The organism is Nonomuraea sp. KM88 (assembly GCF_052245635.1).
Lineage (GTDB): Bacteria > Actinomycetota > Actinomycetes > Streptosporangiales > Streptosporangiaceae > Nonomuraea.
The window spans coordinates 293,899-308,052 of record NZ_JBQQCC010000009.1; the positions used below are offsets into that span (position 1 = coordinate 293,899).

At 70.5% G+C, this 14,154-nt stretch carries 14 protein-coding genes; 4 read left to right on the plus strand and 10 right to left on the minus strand.

From position 1 onward, the window contains the following. Position 1 precedes the first annotated feature (1 nt). The 3 genes from ACTWPV_RS26890 to ACTWPV_RS26900 are packed head-to-tail and all read right to left on the minus strand — an operon-like array spanning position 2 to position 4,521. Positions 2-1,270: a methylaspartate mutase gene (locus ACTWPV_RS26890; RefSeq protein WP_347643554.1), complete on the minus strand. Its 1,269-nt coding sequence runs from the start codon at positions 1,268-1,270 to the stop codon at positions 2-4. Next, on the minus strand, positions 1,270-1,764 hold the full coding sequence (locus tag ACTWPV_RS26895) for a cobalamin B12-binding domain-containing protein (protein ID WP_347643553.1): 495 nt from the start codon (positions 1,762-1,764) through the stop codon (positions 1,270-1,272). The genes ACTWPV_RS26890 and ACTWPV_RS26895 overlap by 1 nt, the downstream gene beginning before the upstream one ends. 57 nt (positions 1,765-1,821) lie before the next feature. Beyond that, a complete protein-coding gene (locus ACTWPV_RS26900; RefSeq protein ID WP_443153900.1) occupies positions 1,822-4,521 on the minus strand; it encodes an AAA family ATPase in 2,700 nt (899 codons plus the stop codon). 215 nt (positions 4,522-4,736) lie between these two features. On the opposite strand from ACTWPV_RS26900, the gene ACTWPV_RS26905 reads away from it, so the two are divergent. Then, positions 4,737-4,937, plus strand: coding sequence for a hypothetical protein (locus ACTWPV_RS26905; RefSeq protein ID WP_443153890.1), 201 nt, complete (start codon positions 4,737-4,739; stop codon positions 4,935-4,937). A gap of 111 nt (positions 4,938-5,048) precedes the next feature. Further along, complete coding sequence (locus ACTWPV_RS26910) at positions 5,049-6,389, plus strand: MFS transporter (RefSeq protein WP_347643550.1); 1,341 nt, start codon at positions 5,049-5,051, stop codon at positions 6,387-6,389. Positions 6,390-6,545: 156 nt separating this feature from the next. Here the strand turns inward: ACTWPV_RS26910 and ACTWPV_RS26915 are convergent, their stop codons facing one another. Together ACTWPV_RS26915 and ACTWPV_RS26920 are read right to left on the minus strand one after the other, a co-directional pair. Next, the gene (locus ACTWPV_RS26915; protein ID WP_443153901.1) at positions 6,546-7,133 is read right to left on the minus strand and encodes a LysR substrate-binding domain-containing protein; all 588 of its coding nucleotides are present in this window, start codon (positions 7,131-7,133) and stop codon (positions 6,546-6,548) included. 9 nt (positions 7,134-7,142) lie between these two features. Then, a complete protein-coding gene (locus ACTWPV_RS26920; protein WP_443153902.1) occupies positions 7,143-7,418 on the minus strand; it encodes a LysR family transcriptional regulator in 276 nt (91 codons plus the stop codon). Positions 7,419-7,551: 133 nt separating this feature from the next. Between ACTWPV_RS26920 and ACTWPV_RS26925 the strand changes: the two genes are divergently transcribed. Then, positions 7,552-8,430, plus strand: coding sequence for an oxidoreductase (locus ACTWPV_RS26925; RefSeq protein WP_443153903.1), 879 nt, complete (start codon positions 7,552-7,554; stop codon positions 8,428-8,430). A gap of 34 nt (positions 8,431-8,464) precedes the next feature. Here the strand turns inward: ACTWPV_RS26925 and ACTWPV_RS26930 are convergent, their stop codons facing one another. From ACTWPV_RS26930 to ACTWPV_RS26945, 4 genes are all read right to left on the minus strand, one after another. Next, on the minus strand, positions 8,465-9,577 hold the full coding sequence (locus ACTWPV_RS26930; protein WP_443153904.1) for a winged helix DNA-binding domain-containing protein: 1,113 nt from the start codon (positions 9,575-9,577) through the stop codon (positions 8,465-8,467). 204 nt (positions 9,578-9,781) lie between these two features. Continuing rightward, positions 9,782-10,543: a hypothetical protein gene (locus tag ACTWPV_RS26935; protein WP_443153905.1), complete on the minus strand. Its 762-nt coding sequence runs from the start codon at positions 10,541-10,543 to the stop codon at positions 9,782-9,784. Then, positions 10,540-11,517, minus strand: coding sequence for a DNA-processing protein DprA (gene dprA / locus ACTWPV_RS26940; RefSeq protein WP_347643545.1), 978 nt, complete (start codon positions 11,515-11,517; stop codon positions 10,540-10,542). The genes ACTWPV_RS26935 and dprA overlap by 4 nt, the downstream gene beginning before the upstream one ends. 221 nt (positions 11,518-11,738) lie before the next feature. Then, positions 11,739-12,092, minus strand: a complete 354-nt coding sequence (locus tag ACTWPV_RS26945; RefSeq protein WP_443153906.1) for a hypothetical protein — start codon at positions 12,090-12,092, stop codon at positions 11,739-11,741. Between the two features lie 386 nt (positions 12,093-12,478). Here ACTWPV_RS26945 and ACTWPV_RS26950 point away from each other — a divergent pair, with 386 nt between their 5' ends. After that, positions 12,479-13,717, plus strand: a complete 1,239-nt coding sequence (locus ACTWPV_RS26950; protein ID WP_443153907.1) for a helix-turn-helix transcriptional regulator — start codon at positions 12,479-12,481, stop codon at positions 13,715-13,717. 142 nt (positions 13,718-13,859) lie between these two features. On the opposite strand, the gene ACTWPV_RS26955 is transcribed toward ACTWPV_RS26950, so the two are convergent. After that, on the minus strand, positions 13,860-14,147 hold the full coding sequence (locus ACTWPV_RS26955) for a DUF4287 domain-containing protein (protein WP_347643540.1): 288 nt from the start codon (positions 14,145-14,147) through the stop codon (positions 13,860-13,862). Positions 14,148-14,154 lie beyond the last annotated feature (7 nt).

A 14,154-nucleotide genomic window follows, 5' to 3' on the forward strand; every position in this document is an offset into this window, starting at 1 on the left:
TTCACCTGGCTCTCGAAGAGAAGTTCGCCTGCGGGGCCGGGTCGAGCCTGCGCCGGTGGAACGACAGGTCGGCCAGGAAACGGCGGGAGCCGATGCGCCCGCCGCCCAGGCCTGCGGGAATGGGCATGGCGCCCGTGTCGCTCCACTGGAGCCCGTCGGCGCCGATCACGGTCCGCGTCCGGTTGCGGTTGTCGGGGTGCAGGCAGTACGGAACGTCCAGCAGCCCGCGCTCGAAGGCGGCCGGCAGGGCCTGCGTGAGTGAGGGGGCCAGGCCGCGTACCTCGTCCACGAGCACCTTGGCCTGGTGATAGATCTCCGAGTCCGCGTCGGCGGACGGGGTCGAGGCGGGCCCGGCCTGCTCCCGAGCCGCGTCGTGGGCCAGGCGCAGCGCCGCCGTGTTCTCCTCGATGGAGGGGATCCGATGCGCCTCGGCGACGGTCTTCACGATGAGCCGTTCGGTCCCGGTGGCCGCGGCCAGCCGGGCGCTTTCCCTGATGAGCTGCTGCGCGCCGGTGACGCTCTCGGGGAAGAGCCCCATGAACGTGTAGAGCACCACGTGCCAGTCGACGCCGGTCAGATGCTCGGCGCACAACCGCCGCAGCGCCGTCAGGGCCTGGGCGTCCTGCCGTTGGTGGGTCTGCTGGGCGTAGCTCGCCGACACGCTCGGCACGCCGTGCTCCTGGAAGAACAGGCATTCCAGGACGGAGAGCGCGACCAGCAGGCTCGGCGGGCAGAGCTGGCCCAGCATGCAGCCGCCGAACGATTCGAGATGGCACGACACGCCCCGCTCGCGCTGCTCGGCCAGCAGCCGGGCGGCCTTGGACCACGCGACGGCGGACTCGCGCAGCGGCATCCTGCTGTAGGGCAGGCAGTAGGAGACCGGCCCCCCTTCCGAGGCGTCCACGCCGGCGTCGAGCATGGCGCGGAAGATCTGCTCGGGGAACGGGGAGCCGTGCCGCACCTGGACCGGGAAACCGGCGCCGATGACGCCGTCGAGCATGCGCGCGGTGGTCTCCGCCCCGTGCGCGACCAGCGGGTAGCCGTTGAGCCGCAGGCCCGACTCGACCGCCATCTCGGCCCGGTCGTGCTCCCCCTGGCGCGTGTAGCTGTCCAGCGTGACCGTGCCGATCGCCGTCACGCCCGCCGACCGTACGGCCAGCAGCCCTCGTCGCATGAGAGCCGGATCGTCGAAGCCCATCCTCGGCTGCACGATCAGCGTCCCGGTCTTCCTGACCAGGGCGACGAACTCGGTGAACAGCGAGCGCACCATCACGTCACCTGCTGCACATGCGAGCCGATGTAGCGGCGGAACGCCTCGATCGCGTGGGCGGAGTCTCCCGCGCCGACGTGGAACACCGCGTCGAACCCCAGCTCCAGCAGTTCCTGCTCGAACTGGCTGTTCGCCTCGCCCTCGACGCCGAGCTTGCCCCCGATGACGACGTTGAGCCCGGCGAGCCCGGGGTCGGCGCGCAGGGCGGTGATGAGCCGGGCCCCGTCGATGTGGCCATGGCCGTTGACGCTGCTGATGACCACGCAGTCGGGGCGCTCCGCGTGGCACTGCCGCAGCAGCAGGTCCGTGGGAACGCAGGCGCCGAGATTGACGACCTCGTGTCCCATCTCCTCCAGGAGGATCTGTAGGGCGACCAGGTTCCACATGTGCGAATCGGAGGGAACACTGGACACCAGGAATTTGCGGGTCCGGGACACCAGAGGGCCGAATGCGTCCCGCTGGCCGAGGTCTTCGAATATCTCTACGCTCGTCATTTCCGGTCGCTCCTCGTCAGTGGTCAAGAGGCCGATGAGACCAGGTTCTCCGGGTATTCAGCCCGGCAACAGCCGGGGAATCCCCTCGTCCTGCCGGGTCAGGGAATTCCCCTGATCAATGGCCGGGTCGCCGAAATGCGACCGGGTGAACAATGTCGCCAGGGCGGCGCGCGAGGGAATGTGCAGTTTTCTGTAGACGCGGGACAGGTGCCCTTCCACGGTTTTCTCGCTCACGCCCAGGCGGCGGGCCACCTGGCCGTTGGTGACGCCGCTGCTGACGAGCTCGGCGATCTCCAGCTCGCGGCAGGTGAGCAGGTCCATCGTGGTGCCGTCGGGCGTACGGGAACGCTCCTCCGCCTGGCCGCGTACCGACTCGGCCAGGGCGCGGACGTGCGCGGCCGAGCCGGAGGCCCCCTCCCGGTCCATCAGGTCGGCCGCCGCCGCCGCTTTGGCCGCGGCCTTGGCCGGCTGACCTGCGGCCAGCAGCGCCGTCGCCGAGGCGACCATGCTGAGGCCGATCCGCCCGGCCAGCCCCGTCGCGTCCGCCTCCTTCTCCAGGAGCTCTCCCCAGTGCGCGAGCTGGTCGGTCAGCCCCAGCGCCCTGCCCGCCGTGATCACGGCCAGGTAGAAGTCCGCCCGGTACAGCGCCGGCAGCGCGGACAGCCGCGGGCCGCCTGCGTGCCGGAGGAACTCCCCCGCGTCCCGCTCCGGCGCCTCCCCCGCGCCCAGGCGTGCGGCGGACAGGTGCGCGGCCGCCAGCCGGTCGGGCGTCGCGGCCAGCGCGCGCCCGGCCCAGCGTGCCGCGGCCGGCAGGTCACCGCCCCGCCGCGCGGTCGCCGACCGCTCGATCAACGCGTGCGCCCGCAGGTAGGCGTGATCCTCGCCGGCCAGTACGGCCACCGCCTCGTCCAGCGCCGCGGCCGACTCGGCCGGACGGCTCAGGTACCCCGCCGCGCTTCCCGCCACCGTGAGCAGCAGGCCGAGCGGCACGGCACGGCCGGCGGCGCGAGCGAGAGCGGCGGCCCTGCGGCTGTGGCGCAGCGCGTCCGCGTGCCGCTCCAGGCGCAGCTCCGCCCAGCACAGCCAGGCGACCAGATCGAGCCGGCCGGCGAGCTCGGCGTCCGGCGTCTGGTCGACCAGCCGGATCGCGGTACGCAGATCGTTCGACGTGCCGCCCTCGCCCATGAGGGCCTCGCACACGGCGTGCACGGCCGAGCAGAGGGCGCGGGTGACCCGGCAACCGTGCGCGGCGAGGTGGCCGAGCTGCTGCCGCAGCCGGCAGAGGTCGAGCCCGGGCTCCACGTCCGAGAGCTGCGTGATCGCCAGCCACAGCGCCGTCTCGGCCCGATCTCCCGGCTCCTCGGCGACGTCCAGCGCCTCGAACAGCAGCGCTCCCGCCTCGGCCGTCCGCCCGAGCAGGCGGCCCGCGTACGCCGCCATCCGCAACGCCCGCACCCGGTCCGGCGAGCCGGCCTCGAGCGAGGTGTCGGACGCCTCCAGGGAGAGCCGGTAGGCCCGGCGGAGGTGGCCGGCATCGAGGGTCGCGGCGGCCCGGTCGAGCAGAAGGCCGGGGCCCTGGCCGGGGGCGTGCTGGACGGCCAGGTCGAGCCAGTGGGCCGCGAGCGCGGGGCGTACCGGAAGCACGGCGCGGCCCGCGGCGGCGAACTCCCGCGACAACGACGGCCCGTCCTCGCCGGCGGCCCATTCCAGGTGTGCGGCGTACTCCTGGGCCGGAGCCCCACGGGCCTTGAGCGCGTCCAGCGCGCGCCGGTGCGCGGTGATCCGCCAGGCGTGCCCGGTGGTCTCCAGCGTCGCCTTCCAGGTCAGCGGGTGGCGGAAGGCGTAGTTCCGCTCCGAGTGGCGTACCACGTCCGCGCTGACCAGCTCGTCCAGCCCCAGCAGGACGCGTTCGCCGTCGATGCCGCAGATGGCCGTGACCAGCCCGAGGTTGAAGCGCTCGCCGGCCACGGCGGCGGCACGCGCGACGAGTTGCGCCGTCGCACCGAGCTCCGCCAGGTCGCGGGTCAGCTCGGCGGCGACGCCCGGCGGCAGGAGGGGCTGCCGCCAGTCTCCGCCCGGCGGGACGAGATCGAGTCCACGTCCCTTGGCCAGCGCCGCGAGATACAGCGGGTTGCCCTCGCAGAATCGGTTGACGGGCCTGACCCGTACGTCGTCGGCGTCGGCGCGAAGGAGGCGGGCCGCGGTCGCGTCGCAGGCGGGCGCGAGGGAGAGGCGGGTGTCCTCGCGGTCCAGGCCGGCCAGCACCGAGGCGAGCAGCGCGGGCGCCTGTCGCGGCCGATAGGAGACGCAGACGAGCAGCGGGCCGGAGGGACGGTGCCTGGTCAGGAAGCACAGAGCGCGCAGCGATGCCTCGTCGGCGGCGTGCGCGTCGTCCAGGACGACCAGCAGGGGTCCGCCGCCGGCGCGCTGTCCGAGCCGGTCGCGCATGAGCCTGCCGACGGCGTGGGGGTCGTGGGGGTCGCACTCGTCCAGGCCGAGGTCCTCACCGAGGCACTCGCAGGCGTCCTGCAGCAGCGCGTACGGGCCGCGCGGGACGGATCGCGCGCTGGCCAGCACCGCGGTCCCGCCATGGGAGCGCACGTGTTCGGCCAGCAGGCCGAGCAGATGGGACTTGCCGAGTCCGGGATCGCCGGCCACCTCGGCGAACCGGCTCGCGCCCGTGGACGCGGGCTGCCACGCGTGCTCCAGCGCGTCCCACGCCGGCGGTCTCGGCGGTTCGTCGTCTCTCGTCCTCATCTCCATCCTTGGCCTCCCTCTGCCGGCGACGCGCCCACGGCGATAGGACTCATGCCTCTTATGTTGGGAAGTTGGCCATCATGGCCCCATCGTGGCGCTATCACGGGAACCGCCCGGCGGCGATAAGCCGCGCGATAGGGCCGCGAATGACTCCTTCCATACCTTCTGAGGCATCGCAGCAACCAGCCGAAAGCCCAGGTGAAGGGGTCCCCGCCATGCAGATCAAGAAGATCGTCATCACCGCCACGATCTCCCTCGCCACCCTGCTCGGCCCCGCCACCGCCATCGCCTACGCCGACACCCCCTGGGACGGACCCACCCCCACCACCGACACCCCCTGGGACCAGCCCACCCCCACCAACGACACCCCCTGGGACGGCCCCACCCCCGCCAACGACGACACGCCCTGGGACTAGCATCGGCTGAACCCGCAGGTAGAAGGGCGGACCACCACGGTCCGCCCTTCTTCGTGCCAAGATCGCAAAATTGTATTTGCAAAAATGTCTTTGCGAATCTATCGTGAAGACATGACAGCGGACTCAGCCACCACAGCGCCCCTCACCGCCCGCGCCGCAGCCGGCCGCTACGCCCTCATCAGCTTCCTCGCCTGGCTGCCTGCCGGCCTGATGGGAGCGCCCATGGTCCTGCTGATGCTCCAGCGCGGCATGGACGTCGCCACCGTCGGCCTCGTCATGGCGATCCACTCCATCGCGGTCGTCTCCCTGGAGTTGCCCACCGGCGGGCTGGCCGACGTCATCGGCCGCCGCACGACGATCGCGGCCTCCGCCGTCTTCGCCCTGGCGAGCCTGCTCCTGATGGGCCTGGCCACCGGCTTCGGGCTCTTCGCCGTCGCCTTCGTGCTCAAGGCGGTCTCCCGCGCCCTGGCCAGCGGTCCCGCCCAGGCGTGGTACGTCGACACCATGCACACCATCGACGGCCCCGACGCCAACCTCAAGCCCGGCCTGGCCCGCGGCGCGTCCATGTCATCCATCGCGCTGTGCGGCGGCACGCTCGTCGGCGGCATCGTTCCGCTGGCGCTGCCCTCGTCCTGGTCGTTCGGCCCGCTCGTCCCGCTGTCGGTGCCCATGCTGCTGGCCGCCGCGGCCGCCGCCGTGCAGTTCGTCGTCACCCTCGTGGCCATGCCCGAGCCGCCGCGCCGCCGCGCCTCGTTCGCACACGTGCTGCGCGGCGTGCCGGTCGCGATCACCGGCGGCCTGCGCAGCGGGCTGCGCGAGCGCGCCATCACCAGGCTGCTGCTCGTCGCGGGGGGCGTGGGAGTCGTGCTCACCTCCATCGAGATCTTCACCCCGAGCCGGCTGCAGGACCTCACCGGGCAGCCGGAGAGCGCGGGCATGATCTACGCCGTGGTCGGCGCCATCGGCTACGCGGGCAGCGCCCTCGGCAGCGCGCTGGCCCCCCTGGCAGCCCGGGTGGCGCGCGGCTCGCGACGGGGAGCCGTCATCGGCACCTGCGTCACCGCGGCGGCCCTGTCGATCCTCGCCGCCTCCACCCCGCTCGGCGGCACCCTGGGCATCGTGCTCGCCGGGCTCGGCTACGTCACCCTCTACCTGGGGTGCGGCATCAGCGAACTGCTCCGCGGCGAGATGCTGCACCGGCGTGCCACCTCGGCGGAGCGCACCACGCTCCTGTCGGTCGACTCGCTGCTCCTGCAGGCCGGCGGCGCCGTGGCGGCGGCGGGCCTGGGCTGGGTCGCGATGCACCTGGGCCTGGCCACCGCCTGGTGGATCACCGCAGCCACCATCCTGGCCACGGTCGTGCTGTTCCCCCGTACCAAGCCCTCCCGCCGGGCGCCCGCCTCCCCCGCGACGCCGCAGGCCGCGCCCGAGCCGGTCGGCGCGCAGGCATAGTTCCCGTACGTCGAGGGTGGTGGCGCGGACCTGGTCCTCGCGAGTCGAAGGCGGTGGCGCGGGCCACCGCCTTCGGCTTGCGTGGGAGGGTCACGCGAGATCGAGCCCAGCGGCCCACAGTGCCCGGAACCTGTGCCCGGAACCTGGCAAAGGTTGTCAAGGGTGCGCTCTGCCGCCCTCTTTCAGGCGTCCGGCCGTTTCCACGAGTTCGGCCAGTGCCGTGGATCGCACCCCGGCGGGCCAGGCGAGCAGGGTCGTGACCGGAGGGGCGTCGAGAACGGGGACCGCGGCGTGCTCCGGCCACTGCCAGGCGCGGCTGGACGCGGGAATGACCAGGAGCATTCGCCCGAGAGCGACGAGTTGGGCCAGCTGGCTCTGGCTGTGGACCTCGGGTCCTGGGCCGGGCGGATAGGTGTCGTCATGGCGCGGCCAGCGGGCGATCGGCAGGTCGGGGACATCGCTGACCTCGGCCATGGTCAGGCTGGAGCGCCGGGCGAGCGGATGCGACGCCGGCACGATGGCGACCTGGCCTTCCGTCAGGATCTCAGCGCTGTCGAGGCCGGTCATCACGTCGAAAGGAGCGTGCATGATCGCCACGTCGGCACGACCGTCGCGCAGGAGTTTCCGCTGCTCACCGATCTCGCACAACACCACGTCGATGTCCACGGCGCCGGGCCGTGCGGCGTAGGAGTCGAGAAGCTCTTTCAGCAACTCGTGGGAGGCGCCTGCCTTCGTGGTGAGCACCAGGGAGGACTACGCCGATGCGGCGCGGCGGGTGCGGCGTACGGCTGCGGCGACGGCATCGAGTGCGGCTCGGGCTTCCACCAGCATGGTCTCACCTGCGGTGGTGAGCGAGACACCCCCGCGGCCCCGGTCCAGCAGCACGACCCCCAGGCGGCGCTCCAGCTGCTGGATGGCGCGGGACAGCGGCGGCTGGGCCATGTTCAGGCGCTCCGCGGCACGGCCGAAGTGCAGCTCTTCGGCCACCGCTACGAAATACCGCAGTTCGCGAGTTTCCAGCCCGTCCACCAACGCAGGATACCGGTGGGGTATCAGGCCTGATCGAACCGGTCTTGGACGGCGTCGTCTCCTCACCAGCACCATGTGGTGCCGGGAAGCGCCCGGACGGCGAGCGTCTCCCCCTCCTACGAAAGGCCAGAACGTGAGCACGACCTCTGACTCCCTACCCGGCAGCACCTGGACCCTGGGCGACCTGACCGTCACCCGATTCGGCTACGGCGCCATGCAGCTCGCCGGGCCCGGGGTGATGGGCCCGCCCGCGGATCGCGACGAGGCCCTCGCCGTCCTCCGCGAGGCCGTCGACCTCGGCATCACCCACATCGACACCGCCGACGCCTACGGCCCCCGCGTCACCAACGAACTCATCCGCGAAGCGCTGCACCCGTACCCCGGCTCGCTGCACGTGGTCACGAAGGTCGGCGCGACCCGTGACAAGCAGGGCGGATGGCCGCCGGCTCGTGAGCCCGACCAGCTGCGCCGCGCGATCGACGCGAACCTCGACGGCCTCGGGCTCGACACGCTGGACCTGGTCCACCTGCGCCTCGGCAACGCCGAGGGACCCCAGACGGGATCGCTTTCCCGCGCCTTCGAAACGCTCGTCGAGCTGCGGCAGCAGGGCCTGATCCGGCACCTCGGCGTGAGCAACGCGACAGCGGAACAGGTCGCCAAAGCCCAGGCGATCGCGCCGATCGTGAGCGTGCAGAACATGTACAACCTCGCCTTCCGCCACGACGACGAGCTCATCGACCGGCTCGCCGCCGAAAAGGTCGCGTACGTACCCTTCTTCCCGCTCGGCGGCTTCAGCCCGCTCCAGTCCGAGGCGCTTTCCGCAGTGGCGGCCCGACTGAACGCCACACCGATCTCCGTCGCGCTGGCGTGGCTGCTGCAGCGCTCGCCGAACATCCTGCTGATCCCGGGGACCTCCTCCGTGCGGCACCTGCGGGAGAACGCCATCGGCGCCGGACTCGCGCTCAGCGATGAGGACGTCGCCGAACTGGAAAAGATCAGCGGCCAGGCCTGAAGGCCCTTGGCCACCCCGTCGGCGTAACGCCGGGTCACGGCCAGCGCACCTCCGGGGTGCGTTCCACGAACCGCGTGTACTGCTCGAACGCCCGCTCAACCTCCGCCCGTTCGCTTCTGTGGAGTGGTACGAGCGGCTGCACGGCGATCCGCACCCGGCTCTTCGTGAGGGTGCGTTTCCAGGTGGCCACGACCCGGCCGGCGCGTACCACCGTGGACTGGAAGACCCCGTTGTTCCCGGGAATGATGGCTGCCTTGTGCTCGTCGGCGACCATGAGTGAGCGGTCTTTGTAGCCCAGCAGGTATTCGTCGAACCCGGGCAGCGCGAGCACCTCGTCGTCTCCGGCTGGGAGAGGGGCGGTGTCGAGGAGCGCGGCGTCGAGGTGCGTCTCCACCCCGTGGACGGTAACCCTGGCCAGCGCGTCTCCGGCCACGGCGATGCCGCGTTTGGCGTCGGCCGCGGTCAGGCCGGTCCAGCCCGCGAAGTCGTGCCGGGTGGCCGGCCCGCGGCCGCGGAAGTAACGCAGGGCGATGGTGCCCAGCGCCTCGTCGCGCTCCGGCCGGTGCGGGTCGGGAACCCATTCGTCGAGCAGCACGAAGCTCTGCTCGTTGCCGATGTTGGGGGCGATGCACAGCAGGCCCCGCTGGCTGGCGTACCACAGCAGGTGGTAGCCGCGCTGGCCACTGGTGTCGATGCCCTTGCCGGCCAGCACGGCCAGGCACTCCGACCGGCTCAGCCGCCCGCCGCCGGCCAGGGCCGCGCCCAGCGCCTCCATGGCCTGAACGGCGGTCTCCTCCGACAGACCGAGTTGCTCGCGCCGCCTCGCCGCACCGCTCAGCACCCTGACGCCCATCACTTCGAGCATCCAGCGGGCGTCGCGGGACGGAACGAAATGGATGGTGCCGCGCATCGGCCACGTGCGCAGCGCCTCACGCCGCTCCAGCGCGGCGGTGACGTCGGCGGCGGTGCATCCGGGCAGTCGCACACCGAACGACCACAAGCCGCTGGCCAGGTCTTGCGCCTGCATCGCCCCGAGCCAGGTCACCACCTCGGCCACGCCCGTCGCCCGGCCGGCACCGCCGGGCGACGCTCGGAGCAGCAGGCTGGACATCCGCAGGCCGAGCACCTGTTGGGGGGAGAGTTCCACTGATTGACCGTATCCTTCGCCACCGACAATCCCGCCGATGTGATCGCCTGTCGTCCCGCCCGGAAGGGGGCGTGCGGGCGGGACCTACGGGCCGGCGGCCTGAACCCCTGGGCGTACGCCAGGCCACCCGTGGCCCCGCCGGCCGGGCTCGACCCCCCGACCGGCGGGGCGGGCCGGCCGCTCTCCCCGCGGCTTCGCCGGCGTTCAGCGCCACTGAGCGCGAGCCAGAGTGAGCCCGTACACGTTCACCGCGCCGCTCGCCTTGAGCCGCATGGCCACCGCGTTGAGGCTACTGCCGGCGGTGAAGACGTCGTCGTAGACCATGACGCGTCGGCCTCGCACGCGGGCCGGGTCCGGCACATGTAGCGCGGCGTACAGCTCATGCGCCGCGATCTGACGCTCGATAAGCGAGGTCGTGTCTCGCATTCGGGGAGTGGCTCGCGTCTTCTCGATGAGCGGCGGATCTAGCACGAATGGGAGATTCTCATCGTCTTCGAGGATCGCCCGTTCGATAACGTACCCAGTGTGATCATTGCCTTTGCGTGCCTGGTGTGGCCCAAGATAGGCGGGCATCGGGATGATGGCGTCCACCTCGTCGACGAGTTCGGGGTGGGTGTAGAGGTGGCCCAAGATGATCCGTGCGAAGATCATCCCCCAGCCGTATGCCCCGCGCTTCAGTCGGAGAACCCCCTGCTCCAGGGTGCCGGCCTTGACCCCGACGACGGCCGTCCACTCGAAAGCACGTTGTGGGTCGCTGCAGAGCCTGTTGGAGCAGGTGAGCTCGCCACTCCGCAACGCTTGGCGGCAGATCCGGCAGTTGGGTTCGTTCGGCGGCTGCAAGCTCTCCGATGCGCACTCGTGGCAGATGCGGACGTGCCCCGCTTGCAAGTAGGGGCATTCGCCGCAACTGCCGAACCCGGCGGGGGGTGGGCCGTCGCCGTAGGCCAACCGCCCTGGTTTGGTCACCACAGCGCCCCGGGCGACGGCTCCTCCAGGTTCAGATCTTCGAAGTCGAGGGTCAGTTGAGCGCGGGACTCGTTGACCGCTTGGATGCGATCCGGGCTGGACAGGCTCTTCACGACATCGTCCACGTCCTCCACCATGAGCGCCCCGCGCGTCTTGACATACTCCTGTGCCCACGGTTGAGCCTCGGTGAGGCTACGTAGCAGGAACACCCTTTTGCCATGCTCCAGCGCCAGCCGCGCCTGCATCTTCGCCCCGGACGTGCTCGCGGCTTCGATCACCACCGTGCCTTGCGCGATGCCGGACATGGTGACATTGCGGCGGGGAAAGGTATAGGTCGCGCCGTTGGCTTCCGGCCAGAACTGGGAGACCACGGCCCCGTTCTCGGCGATCCGGTCGGCCAGGGCGCGGTTCTCGGCCGGGTAGCAGCGCAGGATGCCTGTCCCCACGACCGCGATCGTCCTGCCGCCGGTATCGAGCGCCGCAGTATGCGCCGCGGTGTCAACGCCTCGGGCGAGGCCGGACACGACGGTGACCTGACGTTCGGTGAGCAGGGCGGACATCCGGCGTGCCCGGCGTAGTCCATCATCGCTCGCCTGGCGGGTGCCGACGACGGCCACGCTGCGCAGGTCCTCTTCGCGCAGCTCGCCCCGGACGAACAGGAACGGTGGGAGATTGAAGATCAACCGGAGGGTGGCGGGGTACTCCTTGTCCAGGACAGTGACGAGTCGAGCCCCGCTGTCGGCCGCGAGTTCGGCCTGCTTGACGGCAGAGTCGACGTAACGATTGAGCTCCTGGGCGCTGTTGGCGATGAGGGCTCTGGCTTTGGTCGCCTCAGGGGAGGACTCGATGATGTCGCCCGACCACAGGCGCGCCAAGCCGTTGGGACGTTGAGCCTCTCGCGCGATGAGGTACCAGCTAACGCCTTTGACCATGCATATCGCGAGCAGTCGTGACTGCTCTTCAGTGATCCGCATCCTACTCTCCAAACAAATGTTCGAATGCGTGTCTTATGGTACTGCAGATGCCCATGCCGCTCGAAGATATGTCCATATTGCCAGGTAGTACTAGATGTCCCACGAGCTGCATCGATGGTCGACATGGCGGCGAGTGTGATCGATATCCGCCCGTAGCTTGAGTAGCGCAAAGGCACTGAGCTCTTACGGTGAGTATACGAAAGACGTGTTCGGATGGCGGCTCATCGGGCCTGGCCGGCGAGCAGACGGCGCCACCACTCTTGCGCTTCCCCACGGCGCCACCACTCAGCCGTCCAGGACACGGGCGGCACGCCCCGGCGGGGAAGGGTCCGGCGGCGGATCTGGTAGACGCCGCCGCAGGCGACCAGCTCGTAGGCGGTCATCTGGCAAGAGCAGGTGTACGCGACGACCTGGCCGGGCCCGAGACCCTGCTCGATCCACCGCAGCGCCGTACACCCGGAGCGCGGCACGGCCGGATGCGGTGAAATCCCCGGGCAGTCCTCGTCCGTGAGAACATCAGGCGGAGCGAGAACGACGGCGAACGCGGTCACCGCGTTGTCCGTACGATCCGGCACTTCCGCTCGGCGATGCCCTCCTGGTCCGCGATGGCCTGGCACAACCCACCAGGTCGTCGGCGTCAACCGTCCGGTGCGCGCCCGCGTCCTCGACGGCCCGGGGGAACGGTCGCTCGCGGGTCGCCCAGAACCGCCCGGCGTCGCTGCGCATGATGCGCCACCCGGCGAACACCGGACTTGCGACGGCCACAGCCCTATCGTGTGTCATGGGTCAGGACCACCATCCTGATCAAGGGGTCCGTACGGCGGTTCCAGCGCCTACGGACCCCGGCTTCGATCACGTCACCTCCGATTACAACAGCGAGTAATTCTTTGATCACAGGTGTGATCGGGGGACACTAAGGGCGGTCAGAACGTCCCCAAGGTCTGACAGCGAGGTGCTCACGATGGTGACCGAACTTCCGGCATGGGCCGTACGGCTGCGCGCCGAGCGGCGCAATCGGTTCTGGAGCCAGAAGGACATGGCCCGACGCCTGGTCGAGGCCGCCGACGACGACGTACGAGCCCGGCTTCCTTCTCGGGAGAGCATCGTCCGCCGGATCAAGGCATACGAGGCCGGGCACAACCAGCCCGACGACCCCTACCGCCTCCTGTACGCCCGCGCCTTCGACCTCACCGAGGACGAGCTGTTCGAGCACAGCCCCGGAAACCTCGGGTTCGCCGGTGACGACGAGTGGGACGCTTTGGAACTGGCTCGCCGCGCCGCCGCCACCGAGGTCGGGCGGGAGACACTCGAACGGCTGGAACTGGCGGTCGATGACCTGGCCGTGGCCTACCCCGAGACTCCGCCCCGCGAGTTGCTGGTGCGGGTGCGCCGTCACCTCTACTACGTCTCCCAACTTCTGGACTCCAAGAAAACGCTCACCGAGCATCGGCAGCTCCTGGTGGCCGGCGGCTGGCTCTCTCTCCTCGCCGCGACCTGCCTCATCGACCTGCGCTGGTTTCCGGCCGCCGCCGCGCGGCTTCGGACGGCTGCCCAGCTCGCCAAGGAAACAGAGCATCGCGAGATCGCCGCCTGGTGTCTGGAGACGGAGGCGTGGCAGGTCCTCACAGAAGGCGACTTCGGTCGAGCCCTGACCTTTGCCCAGGCAGCGCAACGAGTCGCGCCCAGCGGCAGTTCGGCGTACATCCAGGCGACCGCGCAGGAGGGCCGGGCTTGTGCACGCCTCGGCGAGGCCCGGGAGACCCACGAGACGCTGAACCGGGTGATGCGGCTCGTCGCGCCTCTGCATGTCCCAGACCGGCCCGAACACCACTTCCGGTACGACCCCGCCAAGTCCGACGCCTATATCGCGACCACCTTGTGCTGGCTCGGCGATCCATCGGCCGAGCCGTACTCCCGAGGAGTGCTCGCCCGGCTGGAGTCGACGACAGACGGCCCGCCACGGCCGCGCAGGGCGGTGGCCGCGCGGCTCGACCTGGCGCTCGCGCTCCTGGCCGCCGACCAGCCTGACGAGGCTGGGCACCTGACTCTCACCGCGATGACCAGCGGACTCCTCGTTCCGTCCAACTACTGGCGGGCAGCCGAGGTGGTCAGAGGTTTGGAAACAAGACGCGCACCCGTGGCCGCCGAACTGCGCGAGGCATACCGCGAGCTCTGCGCCCCTGCCGCCCAGCCTTCATGACAATTGCTCGCGATTTCCCCGTGACCGTCATCTGGCCCGAGGGCGCCGCGAGAGAAGGTCACGTGACCCTGCCGTCCTTCGACCAGACTCTCGTGCGATCCAGTCCTTCTTCAGGTTGGCCGGCTGGTCAGGGGCTGGCTGGTCAGGGCCGGTTGTCCTTGCCGTCGAGCCACAGCGTGTCGGACTCGTCGCGATGGGAGCCCGAGCTGCCGACGTGTTTGGCGTCGATCTGCGGACCCTTCTTGATCACGTGCACCAGGGCCATCGCGTGTCCACGTCCGAGGCCGTAGTCCTCCTTGAGCCAGTCGATGATCGCACCGGCCTTAACGGACGGGTCGTCGAAACCGCGCCCCTTCGCCAGGGCGATGAACTCCCGAGGCGTCAGCCCGGTCTTGCCTTCGATGTTGTCCAGATACGCCTGGAAGGACATGAGGTTC